Below are 16033 nucleotides of genomic sequence, written 5' to 3'. Positions count from 1 at the left end.
CTTAGAATCTTCGGAGCGCGCTCAGTCGCTTTCCCGGTTTGCGGGTCGGGCATCGTCGGGTGTCCGGCCCCGGATGTGGAAGGCGAATGCCAGTATCTCGGCGATCACCCGGTACAGGCTCTCCGGAATTTCTTCATTGAGCGAGAGTCGGGCCAGGATGCTGGCCAATTCGGCGTTCTCATAAAGCGGAACATTGTGCTCCCGGGCTATCCGGACAATTTCCTCCGCCAGTTCATGGGTACCGGTCGCGGCAATGATCGGTGCCTGTTCGCCATCGTACTTCAGTGCGACCGCAGCGTTGGCGCCGTGTTCATTGGTTCGGTCGGTCATGCTCTTGTGTCCACCAGTCTGTGTTCAAGGCGTGTGGCCGAAGCCTGCGGGGTGCCTCTTCGACACTCCAGATCGGTCACGTCCAGCCCCAGGTCAGTCAGGCTCTGCCTGAGCAAGGGTAATTCCTCGTTAACCTGTCGCAGAGTGCTCTGCTTCTCGGCCCAGACCCGGGCGCTGACCGATTGCTGGCGCAGTGCCACGTCAAAGTGCAGGGGGCCGGCTTCATCCAGGTCCATGGCCAGCGAGAGTCGCCATTCGCTGACGGAGGCCTTGTGCTGTTGCTCCTGGGTTCCGCGGTCCTCGGGATACTGTTCGAGGCGCAACTGCGCAACCCGCGGTTCGTTCTGGGGGGTGACCCATGGCAGCTCCAGCAGCAGGGTAGACAGGGGCGCCGGTGCGTCACCGCCGGTCCTCGCCGTCAGAACCTGGCTGTGGAGCTGATTCACGGTAATCCGGTTCAGCATGCCCGCCAGTAGTCGGAGCATCTGGCCGACGGTGGTAGCTTCGCCGTTGGCGGATTGAGCCGGTGCCCGGGGGCTGGCCTGGGGAAAGTTCAGGGGGGCCTGAACGAGTTCCGGGCTGGCCAGTGGCGTCAGCCGGTTAAAGTGCTCCGGACCGTTTCCCTGCTGGGTCAGGAGGGCTGTAATGACTCGCCCGACTGCCAGTTTCAGATCCGGCAATGTGGCCGATGGGGTTTGAACCAGCCTCGATTCGGCAAACAGGCCGCTTTCGGCGATCCATTGTTTGATCTGTTGCAGTGGTTGCTCCTGACGTCCGCTGCCGGGCATGAGACTGGCGCTTGCGGGCAGGCGGGCGAGCACCTGCTGGATGCTCTGGCGGGCCGCCTCAGGCAAGGGTTGGGACGGTCTGGCAGAGGGCAACTGGCCGGGACTCGGGTCTGGTTTCAACCCCTGGCTCAGGCTGGCCAGCAATTTCGTGAGTCCGCCCTCCAGATTCTGCTGCCAGGGCATGTGCTGAACCAGGGCCCGGGCGATTCCGGTTTCCTGTGCCGGTGCCAATTTTCCCATCAACTGGAGTTCATTGCCGGCCCGCATGACCTTGACCCAGTCACCGGTTTCCAGTCTGGTGTTGCCAATGGCGGCTTCGACCAGCAGTGATTTGCCGCGGACGTCCAGCAACACCTCGGAAGTCGCCTGGCCCTGACGATTGATGATTTCGGCGACCCGTGCCAGTGTGGCTTGCCGGTTGGCCAGCTGCAGCGCATCAAGCTGTTGTCGCGCAGAGGGCTGCGGGTTGTCCGCGCCTGCCGCATTCACCGTTGCCGCGCGGGCCGGTGAGATCGGGGTTTGCCCGGCGGGTTGGGGCGGTTGTTGGCCAGTCGGTAGTTTCATCGCGATCGATTTGATGTTGGAAAAGAGTAATCCGCAAGCGCTTTCGTTATAATACGCCGCGCTGGCGAGTCTTACCGTGAATAATGTCTGCACCCGCCGCGTCAGTCTTGAATGCACCCGATGCCGTATGAGCGTGCATCGTCCTGGTTACGGGGCCCTGATGTCTGAGCCGTTACTACAGGCTGCCAATCTGCAGTGTGAACGAGGTGAGCGGATACTGTTCCGTGACCTTTCGTTTTCCATACTGCCCGGTACGGTGACCCGTGTCGAGGGTGCCAATGGCACCGGTAAAACCACGCTGCTCCGGATCCTGGCGGGGCTCAACGATGCCTGGTCGGGTGAGCTGCTCTGGCGCGGGCAGTCTCGGGTAATCCACCGGGAAGAGTTTCTCCGCAACATGCTCTACCTGGGCCACCGGCCCGGAATAAAAGCATTGCTGACACCAATGGAAAACCTCCGGGCGCTGACGGCATCCCGCCGACCGGTGGCCGATACAGTGTTGCACCAGGCGCTGGCCGGGACCGGACTGGATGGTTTTCAGGAGGTTCCCTGCCGGAAGCTGTCAGCGGGGCAGCAGCGCCGGGTGGCGCTCGCTCGTCTGTTGATTGCCGACGAGCCACTCTGGCTGCTGGATGAGGTCTTCACGGCAATTGATGCAGACGGCGTCCGCGCCATCGAAACCCTGCTGCAGCATCGCGCGGAAGAGGGCGGGGCGGTGGTTGTAACCACCCATCACGATCTGCAGTTGCCAGGTATGCAACGCATTGTCCTGGGCGGGGAGTCAGACGATGAATGCTGAGACCCGTCCCCTGATCAAACCTCTGAGTTCCGGGGTTGGCAACATGGCATCCATGAAGGCCGTGTTCAGCCGGGATATGAAAGTGGCCTTTCGGCAGCGTCAGGACCTGCTCAACCCGCTGCTCTTCTTCGTCATGGTGGTGACACTCTTCCCCCTTGGTGTTAGCCCGGAAGTGTCATTTCTCCGGGAAGCGGGTGCGGGTATCCTGTGGGTGGCGGCGCTGTTGTCAGTGTTATTGTCGCTGGATCATCTGTTCCGCCACGATTTTGATGATGGCACCCTGGAGCAACTGGTGCTTCAGCCGCAACCGCTGTTTTTGCTGGTTCTGGCGAAAACGCTGGCGCATTGGACGCTGACCGGGTTGCCGCTGGTGCTCCTGGCTCCGGTTCTTGGGGTAATGGTTCATCTGGAAGGGAACTCCATTGCAGTTTTGTGTCTAACGCTGCTGATTGGTACGCCGGTGCTGAGTCTGATCGGGTCCATTGGTGCAGCCTTGACCCTCGGTTTGCGTTCGGCGGGTGTGCTCTTGTCCCTGCTGATCATTCCGCTGTACATTCCTGTCCTGATTTTCGGCACAGGTACGGTCGCTGCGGCTACCGAAGGCGCGCCGGTGGCCGCTTACCTGGCGCTGCTGGGGGCTTTCCTGGTCCTGGCGATCACGCTGGCGCCGTTTGCGGCCTCGGCGGCGTTGAGAATAAGCCTGTCAAACAGCTAGGAAGATGTTGATGATTTTTAGGGTATCCAACTGATGTGGCAGATTTTTCATAAACTGGGGTCACCCAAATGGTTTTTCGGGATTGCGACCCGGTTAATGCCCTGGCTGCTGGCAGGTGGGGTACTGCTGATGATGGCGGGCATCGTCTGGGGGCTGGGGTTTGCGCCCAAAGATTATCTTCAGGGCAACAGTTATCGCATTATCTTTATCCATGTACCAACAGCATTCCTTGCTCAATCCGTGTACATCATGATGGCTGTGGCCGCCGTCGTCACCCTGGTTTGGCGAATGAAGCTGGCCGACGTCTTTGTCAAAGCCGTGGCACCTGTTGGCCTGGTTCTGACCTTTCTGGCGCTCTTCACCGGTGCGGTCTGGGGCAAACCAACCTGGGGAACCTGGTGGATCTGGGATGCCCGGCTCACGTCCATGCTGATTCTGTTGTTCCTTTACGGTGGAGTGATTGCCCTCGACCGGGCCATAAACGATGAGAAATCGGCGGCCCGGGCGGTGGCGGTTCTGGTCTTGGTTGGAGTGGTGAATATCCCTATCATCAAGTATTCGGTGGAGTGGTGGAATACTCTGCACCAGCCGGCGACCTTCAAGCTGACCGAAAAACCAACCATGCCGGCCGAAATGTGGGTGCCACTGTTATTGTCCGTGCTGGGTCTGTATCTGGTGTTTGGCTGGCTCGCCTGCCTGCGCATGCAAACCGAGATTCTGGTCCGCGAACAACGCACGCGTTGGGTAAGAGAGCATGTTATGGCTGGGAGGACCTGATTTATGGCGTTCGAATCACTCGCGGCCTTCCTGTCGATGGACGGGCATGGTCCTTACGTATGGACCTGTTACGGTGCTTTTTTCGTGCTGATGGCGGTAATGATGGTCTGGTCGGTTCGCCGTCGCCGGGCGGTCATCGAATCGTGCCGTCGGCGCTATGAATCCCTCGAGAGCAGGGATGTTGGTGCCACAACCCGGGCAGCGGCCACGTTCACTCGAGTTAATGTTTCCCAAGACTGAAGGGCAGATACTGAATGCACCCGATCCGTAAGAAGCGGCTGACCATTGTTTTATTCCTCGTCGCAGGAATTGCCATTGCGGTAGGTCTGACCACCTACGCGCTTCGTCAGAACATCAACCTGTTCTATGATCCGACCCAGATCTCGGCAGGTGAGGCACCGGTGGACGTGCGGATTCGCGCCGGTGGCATGGTTGAGGAAGGGTCTGTGATTCGCGACCCGAACAGCCTGAAGGTCGAGTTCCGGGTAACCGATTTCAACGCGTCAGTGCCGGTGGAATACGTTGGTATCCTGCCGGATCTGTTCGCCGAGGGTCAGGGTGTTGTTGCCATGGGCCAGTTGAACGGTCAAGGTCGCTTTGTTGCGGACCAGGTGCTGGCGAAACACGACGAGAACTATATGCCACCGGAAGTGGCCGACGCGTTGGCGAAATCGGCGAAGAACGGGCAGCAGCCAAGCAAGGCTGGCGACGCACCCGCTTACTGATCACCACTTAACGAACAGCCAGTTGGCTGGAGGGCTTTGATGTATCCGGAACTCGGACAGCTCGCACTGATTCTCGCGCTGTTGCTGGCAGTGCTCCTTTCCGTCGTGCCTCTGGTAGGTTCTATAGCCGGGCGGGATAACCTGCAGGCATTTGCCCGCCCCCTGGCAACCGGACTGTTTGTATTCATCGCACTGGCGTTCGCGGTGCTGACCCACGCCTTCCTGACGGATGATTTTTCTGTTGCCTATGTGGCCAACAACAGCAACAGCCTGCTGCCCTGGTACTTCAAGTTCAGTGCGGTCTGGGGTGGTCATGAAGGGTCATTGCTGTTGTGGATACTGATGCTGGCGGGTTGGACGATGGCCGTGGCCGTCTTCAGCCGGCGCTTGCCGACTGTGATGATCTCCCAGGTTCTGTCGGTTCTGGGGATGGTCGCTGTCGGCTTCCTCCTGTTCATTATTATTACGTCCAATCCGTTTGATCGCCTGTTGCCGAACATACCGGCTGACGGAGCGGATCTGAACCCGCTGTTGCAGGACTTTGGCCTGATTGTTCATCCGCCGATGCTGTACATGGGCTATGTCGGTTTTTCCGTGGCGTTTGCCTTTGCGATTGCCGCGCTGATGAACGGTCGGCTGGATGCGGCCTGGGCCCGGTGGTCGCGGCCCTGGACGACGGTGGCCTGGGCATTTCTGTCGGTCGGTATTGCCCTCGGCAGTTGGTGGGCCTACTACGAGCTCGGTTGGGGCGGCTGGTGGTTCTGGGATCCGGTTGAGAATGCCTCGCTCCTGCCCTGGCTCTCTGGGACCGCACTGATGCATTCCCTGGCGGTGACCGAAAAACGCGGTGTGTTCAAAAGCTGGACGGTACTGCTCGCGATCGTTACCTTTGCGCTGAGTCTGCTGGGGACCTTCCTGGTGCGCTCGGGGGTCCTGACGTCGGTGCACGCCTTCGCGTCGGACCCGGAGCGGGGGGTGTTCCTGCTAGCCTTGCTGGCGGTCACCGTTATCGCCAGCCTGACGCTCTATGCCTTCCGCGCGCCCGTAGTCCATGTCCGGTCGCGTTACGGTACCCTCTCACGGGAGATATTCCTGCTGCTCAACAATGTGCTGCTGGTCTCGGCCACCCTGCTGGTGGCCGTGGGTACTCTGTATCCGCTGGTATTGGATTATCTGGATATGGGCAGATTGTCCATTGGCGAACCCTTCTTCAACCTCACCTTCAGCCCGCTGGCAGTAGCCACCGGACTGCTGCTCGGCACCGGTATCTTCTCGCGTTGGAAAAAGACCGACGGTGGCTGGCTCGGGCGCAAACTGCTGTGGCCCCTGGCCATCAGCCTGGTAGCAAGCACAGCCGTTCTGATCGGTTACGGGGGATTCAAACCCTGGGCCTTTGCCGGGATCTTTTCCGCCATGTGGGTGGCGGTAGCCACATTCTGGGATCTTCTGGACAAATCCTCGTCCCGCAAGGGCCGGCTCCACGGCCTTAAGCGCCAGTCCCGAAGCTACTACGGCATGGTCCTCGGCCACCTCGGCCTGGCCATTACCATGGCCGGTGCCACGGTGGTGTCCAATTACGGAATCGAGCGAGATGTCCGGATGGTGCCGGGAGATGTCGCCACGGTTGGAGATTATCAATTTGTCTTTCGCGAGATAGGCGAGCGCCAGGGACCTAACTTTACCGCCCAATATGGCAGCTTTGACGTGATCCTGGACGGCGAGCAGGTCGCTGACCTGCATCCGGAGAAACGCCAGTATTCGGTGGGTATGAGCGTCATGACCGAGGCGGACATCGATGCCGGACTGTTCCGGGACATTTTCGTTGCCATTGGAGAGCGCATCTCAGACCAGGCCTGGGCAATCCGCCTCCAGTACAAGCCGCTGGTCCGTTGGCTGTGGTTGGGTGCAGTGTTCATGGCGGCGGGAGGCTTCCTTGCCATTTCTGACCGCCGTTACCGTATTCGTGAGCGGGCCGGGGTACGTGAGGGCGCCAGGGAAGACACCGCTCGTCAGTCTGATGATCCTGCTGGAGCTTTGTCATGAAGCGGTTTTTTCTGTTCCTTCCCCTGTTGATTGCGGTGGTCCTGGGGGTTGTCCTGTTCGCCGGTATCGGGAAGGATCCCACCAAACTGGAGTCCGCCCTGGTGGGTAAGCCGGTGCCCGCTTTCAGCCTGAAGGACCTCAATAACCCGGAGGCGGAGCTGGACGAGAGCCTGCTTCGTGGTGAAGTGCAGCTGTTGAACGTCTGGGGGACATGGTGCCCGGCCTGCCGTGACGAACACGATGACCTCATGTGGCTGGCCCAGGATAAGGGCATCTCGATTGTCGGGCTGAATTATAAGGACAATCGGGCAGACGCACTGGTCTGGCTGGAGCGTCTCGGGAATCCCTACCGCAAGACAATCTACGACCCCAAGGGAACACTGGGCTTTGATCTGGGTGTCTATGGGGCGCCGGAAACCTTTGTGATCGATGCGTCAGGCGTGGTTCGTTACCGCCACGTTGGCGTGGTGAACAAGCAGGTATGGCAAGAAACCTTGCTGCCCGTGATCAACGACGCCCGGGGGAACGGTTGATGAGGCATCTTCTGTTCGTCATGCTGCTGACTGGGTTGTCTGGGGTGGCGACCGCAGAGGTGGCCGATGTCTATGATTTCCGAACCGTGGAGCAGGAGCAGCGGTTTCAGAATCTGATTGAGGAGTTGCGCTGTCCCAAGTGCCAGAACCAGAACATTGCCGATTCGAATGCTCCGATCTCCAAGGATATGCGAGCGGAGGTGTATCGTATGATGAGTGAGGGCGCGACCGACCGGGAGATTATTGATGCCCTGGTTGCCCGGTTCGGCGAGTTCATTCTCTACAAACCGGAAGTCGAAAAACGCACCATCCTGCTTTGGGCGACGCCCGCTATCGCAGTCCTCGGCGGGCTGCTGATGGTTACCATTGTGGTGATTCGTTCCCGGCGCGGTAACGCTGAGCAGACCGCTCTGACCCCGGAAGAGAAAGCCCGGGTGGAAAAGATTCTTGCAGAGGGTGACCGGGACACAAACGCCTGACTCAACCCTTCTCTGCTTTACCCATGACTGAACCTGTGACGATAACTCCATGACCGAAACCTTCTGGATTGCCGCAACGGTATTAATCATTCTTGCCCTTGCCTTTGTCTTATACCCGGTACTGTTCCACAGCTCCGGAGCAAGAGAGCGTGCGGACCTCAGAAATCAGAACCTGTTGGCCTACCGCAGCCGGATGAAAGAGCTGGAGGCGGAGTATGAGGCCGGCATCCTCGAAGAGGAAAACTACCGCCTGCTGAAGGAAGAATTGGCGGGCGCCATGCTCGACGATGTCCCGGACACTGCGCAGCCAAGCCGCCTGGTAAGCGGCCGGAAAAGTGCAATGGCCGTTGGCCTTGTGGCTATTCTTGTGCTGCCTGCCGCTACCTTTCTGCTCTACCAGGAATGGGGAGCCATGGACCGGGTGGAACAGTTCATCACCATGCAGGAGATGGGCGATACCGATGCTGCGCGCCAGACCCGGATGAACGAACTGGCCGGGCAACTGAGGGAGAAGCTTGAGGCCAGCCCCGAAAACTCCGATGGTTGGGCCATGCTCGGGCAAAGCTACATGCGGCTTGAACGCTACGAGGATGCCGCGTGGGCGTTCCGGCGACTGGCGGACAGCGTCGAGGAAGACGGTGCGCGCGCCGTGGCCCTGGGGCTTGCGGCGCAAGCGCTTTTTTACCGTAGCCAGGGAGCTATGACTGAGGAAGTGACTGCCGCCATTGAGGCGGCCAGGGCGCTGAACCCTGACGAGGTGAATGCCCTGGGACTCCTGGGCATCCATGCGTTCAGTCAGCAGGACTACCGCGAAGCGATCCGTTACTGGGAGCGCATCGGTACCGTCGCCCCGGACCATCCGCAACTGGCCTCCATTCAGGGGGGCATTCGGGAGGCTTACAACCGTTTGGGCGAGGAGCCGCCAGCCATGAACCAGATGGCGGCTGACGGTCCCGCGGTGACCGTTCGGGTCGCGCTCGCCGACGCTTTCCGCGATCAGGTGCCCGCTGACACCACGTTGTTCGTCTTTGCCCGTCGGGTCGACGGTGCCGGTGGACCTCCACTGGCGATCACGCGGCTGACCGCCGGGGCGCTACCTGCGGAAGTGCGCCTGGATGACAGCAAGTCGATGTCACCTGAGGCGAAGATTTCCGGCGCCGACGAAGTCATGGTAACGGCCCGGTTAAGCCGCTCGGGCAACGCCATTGCCCAGGCGGGCGACTGGCAAGGCAGCCTCGAAGCTCCCGTTGCCGTGGGGTCGGATGCGCCGGTGGAGCTGGTTATCGACAAGCAGCTTACTGAGTAAGCCGCTAGACGAGGCGGTCTCTATCAAGGTTTCAGGCAGACAGGTTGCCGGGATAGAGCGGCGGCAGCCCAGATTCCGGAGAGTCCTGCTCGTTTCCCTCTCGGCGTAGTCGCTGCAGAGCCTGAGCCAGCGCAACGCCGTCCCAGTCAGGGGGTGTTTGCGCTGCGGGCGAGAACAGGTGCGCCTGCAGCCGGCGAATCTCGGTTTCCAGGTTCTGATCGGCACACCAGTCGCATACTTCGCTTGCCGTATGGAACTGGTGTCCGGGAAAACGCTGGTTCATCCACTGCACCAGTAGGACAGGGGTGGACGATGACCCTGCGCGGGCAGACTGAATCAGGTGTTCAAACAGTGTCCCTTCCCGCGAATCGGGGCCACTCGAGTCTGTCCGGGGATGAGCATCTTGTTTCCTGGCGCGCCACCACAGCACCATTGTGATCACCCACAGAACTGCCAGTGCCAGGCTCAGCCATTGCCAAACGCCGACGCCGTTCCCGGTTTCGGCTGCCATGTCACTGCGGCTTTCAGTAGCCTCCGGTTCCACCTCATTGTTGGCGGGCGCTGTCGGCTGGGTAACCTTTGCCGGGGAGCCCGCAACCTGAAGGGTTTGTGCCGGTATAACGGCAACACGCTGGCTGTCCGTGCTGGTGTCCCACCAGGGTATGCGGATCTCTGGCAGGGTCAGCTGTCCGGACTGCACGGGCACCAGAGCACTGGTCTGGCTTAGCCTGGAGGTCAGGCCTTCAGGTGTTACTTCTGTTGATCGTTCCGGTTGCTCCGGATAGCTTCTGAGACCCTCGGGTGTTGCGTCGGGCAGCGGCGGCAGTGCCTCTGAGGGCAGTCCGACCGCCTTGAGGGTTATTTTCCGGGTAAGGTTTTCGCCGGTTTCCACCTGCATGGTGGGCGGCAAGCCGGCCTCGTCCAGGCTGAGGGAGTTCGCGGGCAGCCAGGTGTCCCCGGTAAAGCCCGCTGGCACTTCCTTGACCGGCACTTCGTAGAGTTGTTCGCTATCTCGCAGGAAGATCAGTTTGCCGCTGGCATCGCGAGCCTGCCCTTCGAAACGGATCGGAGGCAGCGAGAGTTCGCCCGGCTGTTGTGGAAACAGGGCGTAGCGGCGCTCCACCACCCGATATCGGACGCCATCACGGTAGCGGGAAAACTCCCGTTGTTTGCCCAGGGGCTCGATGATGGCATTCGGGTGTTGGGGTTCCGATAACTCCCCGCGAATGAGGTTGCCGCTGAAGAACAGGCGGATGGTCAGCGTGAGTTGTTCCTGAACATAGACCTCAGCCTTGTCGGCGGACAACTCGATGAAGCTGTTCCTGCTGGCGGTCCCCTGATCCGGTGGATGGCCGCTGACTACCTCAATCTTTACCGGTTTGGAGGTCGAATCCCTGAAGCTGAGAGTTGGTATGGTCAGCGTTCCATTCCGCCTCGGTGCCAATTGGTAGGTCCAGGTGATTTCACCGATCATCTCGCTGTTTTCGGTGCGAATGCTATAGCGCTGGTTCTTGCCAATGACCTCGAAGTCCGGCTCCACCTTTTCAATGTCCGGTGCGGGCAGCTCCGAGAGATCAAAATCGAACAGGTTGCTCAGGTTGATGTCGAGCTTCATCGAGCCGGTTATGGTCAGGGTCAGCACTTCGCCTTCGTACAACCGGGTCCGGTCCGGTTCCACCTTGAGTTCCTCGGCCCGAAGCGATGTCGTCAGAGTCACCAGCAATAACAACAGAATGGTGGGGAAGGTTAGCGGTTTCACCATGGTGTATCGCCCTCATCGGATGGTGTCTGACGTTCCTGGTACTGTTGCAGGAATTTGCGTTTCAGCAGGCCGCCGGGATTATCCGGAACCCGCCGCAGCCACTGCTCCTGGCCCTGGGATAGTGGCCGCTCCGAGATCTGTGCGGGCGCTTCGGCCTTACCCGCAGGTTGCTTGCCACCATTGGTTTGGTCCTGCTGCTCCTGCTTTTTCCGATCACCTTCGGATTCACCCGGAGATTCCTGCTGGTCGCGGTTTTCGTTTTCCGGTGACCCATTGGACGACTGCTGCGGCTGCTGGCCCGAGTTCTGGCTCTCGTTGGATTGCGATGGGTTTTGCTGCTGTTCCTGATTCTGGGACGACTGGTCCTGATTCTCGCTCTGACTGTCGCCGGACTCCTGCTGGTTCTCCTGTTCCTGCTGTTGCTGCTCGAGCAACTTCTTCACCAGTGTACGGTTATAGTCAGCATCCTCCAGGTCCGGGTTTTGGGCCAGCGCCTTATCATAGGCGGCAATGGCTTCCTCGAGTTTACCCGCCCGTGCCAGGGCGTTTCCCCGATTGTAGTCGGACCGTGCACCCTCAGCGGCGGAAAAGGCGTCAATGGCCTGATCGAATTGGCCGGATTTATAGAGCGCTGAACCGCGCCATTCCGGGTCCTCCAGCCGCTCGGCCGCGCTGTCGGGGTCCTCACGGATCATGTCCGGCGCTCGCTGATCTTCCCGCTGCCAGAGAGCGGCCCAGTCCTGGGCCTGAGCGGGTTGAGGGACGAGCGGCATGATGGTCAGGGCCACGATCGCGAATGCGCCTCTTCGCCATCCCAGTAACAGTAAGGGTAATGTCAGCCAGAGCAACCAGTAGCCGTCGTCCTGCCACCGGTTCACGGTAAGTCCGCTTTCACTTTCCTGCCAGTCGTCGTTATCCGTGGGTTCAAGTTCGAGCGCCTGGATGTCGGTTTCGTCGAGGGTCAGTGTCTGGCTCGCGCCGCCGTTTTCCGCGGCCAGATCGGCCATGGTATCGGGTGCGGCCCGAGCGATAACGATTTCCCCGTTGTCACGGATAAAGCCGCGCTTGGCAAGGGGGATAGGCCCACCTTCCTCGGTGCCAACCACCAGTGTGCTCAGGCTAAGATCAGTACCCGACAGGGTTTTGCTGATTGCAGAGTGGTAGCGTTCGGGCACTTCATCCGAGATCAGAAGAATCCGGCCCTTACCCGGTGCCCCCTGGGTGAGCAATGCCTTGGCCCGGGCGATTGCCAGATCGGCCCGGTTTCCCGGTGCCGGCATAATCACGGGATCGAGGACGTCGAGCATTCCTTCGATAGTCTTGCTGTCGTCCGTCAGGGGGGCAACCACGTGCGCATCCGCAGCAAAAACGATCAGGCCATTAAGGCTGCCCTGGCGCGCGTCCAGAATATCCCGGATCTTCCGTTTTGCGAGAGTCAGCCGATCGGGTTCCACGTCGGTGGCAAGCATGGACAGTGACAGGTCCAGGGCAATCACGAGACTGTCCCCCGGTTGTTTCAGCGGCGTGGGTGCTTCCCGCCAGGCCGGGCCGGCCAGGGCAACGGCAAGTACCGTTGTCGCAAAACAGACCGGCAATAGCGGCGACCGATGTCTGGCCCCCGCTGCACCCCCGTGACGGATCACCGGCGCGAGCAGTCTGTCAGATATTACCCGGGACCACCCGCTGTCTCCGGCCCCCAAATGCCTCAGGGTTATGTAGATCAGCGGCAGGCTCAGGATCAGCAACAGCCAGAACGGTCGAAGGAAGTGAAAATCAGTCACGGGCTTCCTCCCCCTCGGTCTGTTGGCGAGATATCACCAGGTGTCTGAAGGGTCTGAGCATGAGCAGCGCCAGCCAGAGCAGGGCCGCCATTCCGGCCGGCCAGGCAAATAACTCGGTCACTGGCCGATAGAATTTACCCTCCACTTCAATCGGTTCCAACTGATTGATGCTCTCGTAGATCATTTCCAGTTCAGGCAGGCTTCGGGCCCTGAAATAGCGGCCGCCAGTCTGTTCGGCCATGCGGGTGAGGAGTGCTTCGTCGAGGTCCCGAGAGGGATTGACCCGCCGCGACCCCAGAAACCCCCTCTGAACCATGGATTCTGCGCCAATGCCGATGGTGTAGAGTCGAACCCCGGCGGCTTCGGCAATCTCCGTGGCCTTGTCCGGCGTAATCTCACCTGCCGTGTTGGCGCCGTCCGTCAGCAGGATCACCACCCGTTGATCCTGAGGCCGATCGCGAAGTCGTTTGATGGCGAGGCCGACGGCGTCGCCGATAGCGGTAGCACGGCCCGCCATGCCCAGCCCGGATTCGCGCATCAGGGTACGAACGGTCTCCAGGTCGAAGGTCAGTGGCACCTGCACATAGGGTTGGGTGCCAAACAGGATCAACCCCAGCCGGTCACCTTTGCGTCGCGTGACAAAGTCGTCGAGCACGACCTTGACGGCCTGCAGCCGGTTGATGCTTCGCCCCTGAATGATCATGTCCTGTTCATCCATACTCGGGGAGATGTCCACCACCAGCATCAGATCCCGACCGGACACCGGAAGCTGGACGTGCTCGCCCACGTGCTGTGGCCGTGCTATGGCGACCACCAACAAGAGCCAGATGACGAACAGCAGGACCTTTTTCCAGATTGGCGTGGCACTGCCCCTTCGACTGACGCCGGGGAGTTCGGACAGCCAGTGGCCGACAGATAGTACCGGCGCGTCCACCGATTGTCCGACCGGCCGCCGCCATTGCAGGAGCAAGGGCAGGCCTGCGAGTAACAACAGCCAGGGGTAGGCGAGGGTCAGCATTTCTGACCTCCCAGCCAGCGCCAGGCGAAGTCCATGGCCTGTCGGGGATCGGCGCTGGCCCTTGGCTGCCAGGCACTGTGGACGATGGCTTCGACCACCGGTCGCGAGGCCACCCGGTCGCCCGGTGCTTTCTCAAGCAGAAAGGCCACCCAGGCTTCACCGGACAGCGTTTCCGGGTGGAGGTCGGGGTAGCGCTGGCGGGCGGCGCGTTTTAGCAGGCTATTCAGTCGGGAAAACCAGTCCGGATCTCGTGCGGCCCCTCGCTCAAGGTTGGCAAGTTCCGCCTTCGCCAGCCGGAGCCAGCGATTCTTCTGCTGTCGCCGGCGGATCAGCCAGACAATGCCGGTAATCGCCAGAAGCATGATCAGCGCCAGGATCCACCAACCGGGCGCCGGGGGCCAGAAACCTCCGGTCTGAGGCAGATGAATATCCCTGAGCTGGCTGAGCGGGTCCTGGGAATTCATCCGATCCGCCCTCCCGGCCCCAGCAGGCTCTTCAAAACCACTGCAGGGTCGTCGGCAGTGGACAGGGTAGCGGCCGCCACGCCGGAGGTTCGGAAGCACTCTTTCAGACGTGCCTCGTGGGCTTCCACCTTGCGATGCCATGCTTCCTGGAACTTCGTATTGGCAGCATCAAACCAGACCGGCCCGTCCGGGCCCGCGACCGCGAAACGGCCGCTGTTCGGCAGTTCGAGCTCCAGCGGATCGACCACCCGCAGTGCGCTCACCGAGTTGTGGCGGGCCAGAGCCCCGAGGAGGGCGCCGGTTTCGTCTGACACACCGAGAAAATCGCTGATCACAAATATGCGGCTGCCGGTATGGGCCACCCGACGGGCTTCGTCGAGAGCCTGATCCAGGCCATTCGACACGTCATTAGTCGAGCGGGCCTCCGGATCTCGACCCGGACGCCGCTGTTGTTCGGCCAGCGTGTCCAGCAGGCGCAACACCGATTTCTTCCGGCGGGCAGGGCGCAGGACGCTGAGTTCCCGGTCGTTAAACACGATGCCTCCGACCTGGTCGCCGGCCCACAGCGCCAGCCAGGCAAGCAGGCTGGCAACCTGGGCGGCACGGACCTGCTTGAAGGCGCCGGTGCTGGCGAAGTACAGGGTCTGGCCAAGATCGCACAGCAGCAGGACCGGGCGTTCCCGTTCCTCTTCATAGAGCTTGGTGTGGGGTGCCTGACGCCGTGCCGTTACGCGCCAATCGATGCTGCGGATATCGTCTCCCGGCTGGTACTGGCGGACTTCCGCGAAGGCCATGCCGCGGCCCCGTTGAGGGGACCGTTGCAGGCCCGCCTGCCGGGTGCGTACCGGCCGGGCGGAAGGTAGCTTCAGGGCCCTGGCATCCGCTTGCAGGCGGATCAGGTCGGGCAGACTGATATGTGTTACAGCGTCGATGTTGGCCATGGTGGCGTGGTCAGTCTGTCGGGTCAGGAGTGAACATCAGGCGGTTACCGGCACCCTGTCGATCAGTCGCTGGATGACCGTATCGGCCGTCATGCCTTCGGCTTCCGCCTCGAAGGTCAACAGGATGCGGTGGCGAAGGACATCGAAGGCCATAGCCCGGACATCGTCCGGAGTCACGTAGTCACGACCATCCAGCCAGGCCAGCGCCCGTGAGCAGCGATCGAGGGCAATGGTGCCCCTTGGACTGGCGCCGAACGCCGTCCAACGTGCCAGTTCCGGGTCCAGACTAGCGGCATCCCGACTGGCCAGCACCAGAGCCAGAAGGTACTGCTCGACCGGTTCGGCCATGTAGATATCCGCCACTTCGCCCCGGGCCTCGAACACCTGCTCAGCGGTCAGTTGTATGTTTGCCTGCGGCTGGCCCTGGCGATAGTCATTGCGCGCCAGGTGCAGGATGGCTTTTTCGGCATCCGCGGACGGGTAATGAATCACCACGTGCATGAGGAATCGGTCGAGCTGGGCTTCGGGCAGCGGGTAGGTACCTTCCTGCTCAATGGGGTTCTGGGTGGCCATGACCATAAACAGGCGGTCGAGTGGGAAAGTACGCAGGCCCACACTGACCTGGCGTTCTCCCATGGCTTCCAGCAATGCCGACTGGACTTTGGCCGGCGCCCGGTTGATTTCATCGGCCAGTACGAGGTTGTGGAAGATGGGCCCCCTCTGAAACTCAAACTGGCCCGTTTCGGCCCGGAATATCTCGCTGCCCGTCACATCGGAGGGCAAAAGATCCGGTGTGAACTGGATCCGGTGAAAGTCGCCGTCCAGGTGATCGGCGAGCGCCTTGATCGCGGTGGTCTTTGCCAGACCGGGGGCACCCTCTACCAGCAGGTGTCCATCCGCAAGGAGCGCAATCAACAGCCGGTCCACCAGTTTTTCCTGCCCGATTATCCTTTTTGCCAACTGCGATCTGAGCTCACCGAACGTATTCTGTAACGACATTGGAAGTGA

Annotated in this window: 17 protein-coding genes; 9 read left to right on the top strand and 8 right to left on the bottom strand. The window is 60.8% G+C overall.

Annotation, left to right across the window (positions count from 1 at the left end; all coding sequences use genetic code 11):
* Positions 1–21: 21 nt before the first annotated feature.
* Both K0B93_RS05045 and K0B93_RS05040 read right to left on the bottom strand, forming a co-directional pair.
* Positions 22–330: an EscU/YscU/HrcU family type III secretion system export apparatus switch protein gene (locus K0B93_RS05045; protein ID WP_219866171.1), complete on the bottom strand. Its 309-nt coding sequence runs from the start codon at positions 328–330 to the stop codon at positions 22–24.
* Positions 327–1682, bottom strand: a complete 1356-nt coding sequence (locus K0B93_RS05040) for a flagellar hook-length control protein FliK (RefSeq protein WP_219866170.1) — start codon at positions 1680–1682, stop codon at positions 327–329. The genes K0B93_RS05045 and K0B93_RS05040 overlap by 4 nt, the downstream gene beginning before the upstream one ends.
* A gap of 160 nt (positions 1683–1842) precedes the next feature.
* Here K0B93_RS05040 and ccmA point away from each other — a divergent pair, with 160 nt between their 5' ends.
* Genes ccmA through ccmI form a run of 9 tightly spaced genes read left to right on the top strand, consistent with a single transcriptional unit; the run spans position 1843 to position 9059 of the window.
* On the top strand, positions 1843–2481 hold the full coding sequence (gene ccmA / locus K0B93_RS05035; protein WP_219866169.1) for a cytochrome c biogenesis heme-transporting ATPase CcmA: 639 nt from the start codon (positions 1843–1845) through the stop codon (positions 2479–2481).
* The gene (ccmB, locus tag K0B93_RS05030) at positions 2471–3196 is read left to right on the top strand and encodes a heme exporter protein CcmB (RefSeq protein ID WP_219866168.1); all 726 of its coding nucleotides are present in this window, start codon (positions 2471–2473) and stop codon (positions 3194–3196) included. The genes ccmA and ccmB overlap by 11 nt, the downstream gene beginning before the upstream one ends.
* A gap of 33 nt (positions 3197–3229) precedes the next feature.
* Positions 3230–3973, top strand: coding sequence for a heme ABC transporter permease CcmC (ccmC, locus tag K0B93_RS05025; protein WP_219866167.1), 744 nt, complete (start codon positions 3230–3232; stop codon positions 3971–3973).
* Between the two features lie 3 nt (positions 3974–3976).
* Entirely contained in the window at positions 3977–4213 is a 237-nt protein-coding gene (gene ccmD / locus K0B93_RS05020) for a heme exporter protein CcmD (protein WP_219866166.1), read from the top strand.
* 14 nt (positions 4214–4227) lie between these two features.
* A complete protein-coding gene (ccmE, locus tag K0B93_RS05015) occupies positions 4228–4698 on the top strand; it encodes a cytochrome c maturation protein CcmE (RefSeq protein WP_219866165.1) in 471 nt (156 codons plus the stop codon).
* A 39-nt stretch (positions 4699–4737) separates the two neighbouring features.
* On the top strand, positions 4738–6741 hold the full coding sequence (locus K0B93_RS05010) for a heme lyase CcmF/NrfE family subunit (protein ID WP_219866164.1): 2004 nt from the start codon (positions 4738–4740) through the stop codon (positions 6739–6741).
* On the top strand, positions 6738–7274 hold the full coding sequence (locus tag K0B93_RS05005) for a DsbE family thiol:disulfide interchange protein (protein ID WP_219866163.1): 537 nt from the start codon (positions 6738–6740) through the stop codon (positions 7272–7274). The genes K0B93_RS05010 and K0B93_RS05005 overlap by 4 nt, the downstream gene beginning before the upstream one ends.
* Positions 7274–7753 (top strand): cytochrome c-type biogenesis protein, encoded by a 480-nt coding sequence (locus tag K0B93_RS05000; protein ID WP_219866162.1) that lies wholly within the window; start codon positions 7274–7276, stop codon positions 7751–7753. Before K0B93_RS05005 ends, K0B93_RS05000 begins: the two co-directional genes overlap by 1 nt.
* Positions 7754–7802: 49 nt before the next feature.
* Positions 7803–9059, top strand: coding sequence for a c-type cytochrome biogenesis protein CcmI (ccmI, locus tag K0B93_RS04995; RefSeq protein ID WP_219866161.1), 1257 nt, complete (start codon positions 7803–7805; stop codon positions 9057–9059).
* A gap of 31 nt (positions 9060–9090) precedes the next feature.
* Here ccmI and K0B93_RS04990 read toward each other — a convergent pair whose 3' ends face one another.
* The 6 genes from K0B93_RS04990 to K0B93_RS04965 are packed head-to-tail and all read right to left on the bottom strand — an operon-like array spanning position 9091 to position 16024.
* On the bottom strand, positions 9091–10821 hold the full coding sequence (locus K0B93_RS04990; RefSeq protein ID WP_219866160.1) for a BatD family protein: 1731 nt from the start codon (positions 10819–10821) through the stop codon (positions 9091–9093).
* Entirely contained in the window at positions 10815–12602 is a 1788-nt protein-coding gene (locus tag K0B93_RS04985; RefSeq protein ID WP_219866159.1) for a VWA domain-containing protein, read from the bottom strand. Before K0B93_RS04985 ends, K0B93_RS04990 begins: the two co-directional genes overlap by 7 nt.
* Positions 12595–13620, bottom strand: coding sequence for a vWA domain-containing protein (locus K0B93_RS04980; RefSeq protein WP_219866158.1), 1026 nt, complete (start codon positions 13618–13620; stop codon positions 12595–12597). The genes K0B93_RS04985 and K0B93_RS04980 overlap by 8 nt, the downstream gene beginning before the upstream one ends.
* Positions 13614–14084, bottom strand: a complete 471-nt coding sequence (locus K0B93_RS04975; protein ID WP_219866157.1) for a DUF4381 domain-containing protein — start codon at positions 14082–14084, stop codon at positions 13614–13616. The genes K0B93_RS04980 and K0B93_RS04975 overlap by 7 nt, the downstream gene beginning before the upstream one ends.
* Complete coding sequence (locus K0B93_RS04970; protein ID WP_219866156.1) at positions 14081–15025, bottom strand: DUF58 domain-containing protein; 945 nt, start codon at positions 15023–15025, stop codon at positions 14081–14083. The genes K0B93_RS04975 and K0B93_RS04970 overlap by 4 nt, the downstream gene beginning before the upstream one ends.
* 36 nt (positions 15026–15061) lie before the next feature.
* Positions 15062–16024: an AAA family ATPase gene (locus K0B93_RS04965; protein ID WP_219866155.1), complete on the bottom strand. Its 963-nt coding sequence runs from the start codon at positions 16022–16024 to the stop codon at positions 15062–15064.
* Positions 16025–16033 lie beyond the last annotated feature (9 nt).

It is taken from the genome of Marinobacter sp. F4218 (genome assembly GCF_019443085.1).
Lineage (GTDB): Bacteria > Pseudomonadota > Gammaproteobacteria > Pseudomonadales > Oleiphilaceae > Marinobacter > Marinobacter albus.
This window is presented reverse-complemented; position numbering and strand designations above follow the sequence as displayed.

Bases quoted from the DNA above. Each gene is read 5' to 3' on its own strand.
- K0B93_RS05045 (WP_219866171.1), bottom strand. From the start codon at position 330: ATGACCGACCGAACCAATGAACACGGCGCCAACGCTGCGGTCGCACTG.
- K0B93_RS05040 (WP_219866170.1), bottom strand. From the start codon at position 1,682: ATGAAACTACCGACTGGCCAACAACCGCCCCAACCCGCCGGGCAAACC.
- ccmA (WP_219866169.1), top strand. From the start codon at position 1,843: ATGTCTGAGCCGTTACTACAGGCTGCCAATCTGCAGTGTGAACGAGGT.
- ccmB (WP_219866168.1), top strand. From the start codon at position 2,471: ATGAATGCTGAGACCCGTCCCCTGATCAAACCTCTGAGTTCCGGGGTT.
- ccmC (WP_219866167.1), top strand. From the start codon at position 3,230: ATGTGGCAGATTTTTCATAAACTGGGGTCACCCAAATGGTTTTTCGGG.
- ccmD (WP_219866166.1), top strand. From the start codon at position 3,977: ATGGCGTTCGAATCACTCGCGGCCTTCCTGTCGATGGACGGGCATGGT.
- ccmE (WP_219866165.1), top strand. From the start codon at position 4,228: ATGCACCCGATCCGTAAGAAGCGGCTGACCATTGTTTTATTCCTCGTC.
- K0B93_RS05010 (WP_219866164.1), top strand. From the start codon at position 4,738: ATGTATCCGGAACTCGGACAGCTCGCACTGATTCTCGCGCTGTTGCTG.
- K0B93_RS05005 (WP_219866163.1), top strand. From the start codon at position 6,738: ATGAAGCGGTTTTTTCTGTTCCTTCCCCTGTTGATTGCGGTGGTCCTG.
- K0B93_RS05000 (WP_219866162.1), top strand. From the start codon at position 7,274: ATGAGGCATCTTCTGTTCGTCATGCTGCTGACTGGGTTGTCTGGGGTG.
- ccmI (WP_219866161.1), top strand. From the start codon at position 7,803: ATGACCGAAACCTTCTGGATTGCCGCAACGGTATTAATCATTCTTGCC.
- K0B93_RS04990 (WP_219866160.1), bottom strand. From the start codon at position 10,821: ATGGTGAAACCGCTAACCTTCCCCACCATTCTGTTGTTATTGCTGGTG.
- K0B93_RS04980 (WP_219866158.1), bottom strand. From the start codon at position 13,620: ATGCTGACCCTCGCCTACCCCTGGCTGTTGTTACTCGCAGGCCTGCCC.
- K0B93_RS04975 (WP_219866157.1), bottom strand. From the start codon at position 14,084: ATGAATTCCCAGGACCCGCTCAGCCAGCTCAGGGATATTCATCTGCCT.
- K0B93_RS04970 (WP_219866156.1), bottom strand. From the start codon at position 15,025: ATGGCCAACATCGACGCTGTAACACATATCAGTCTGCCCGACCTGATC.
- K0B93_RS04965 (WP_219866155.1), bottom strand. From the start codon at position 16,024: ATGTCGTTACAGAATACGTTCGGTGAGCTCAGATCGCAGTTGGCAAAA.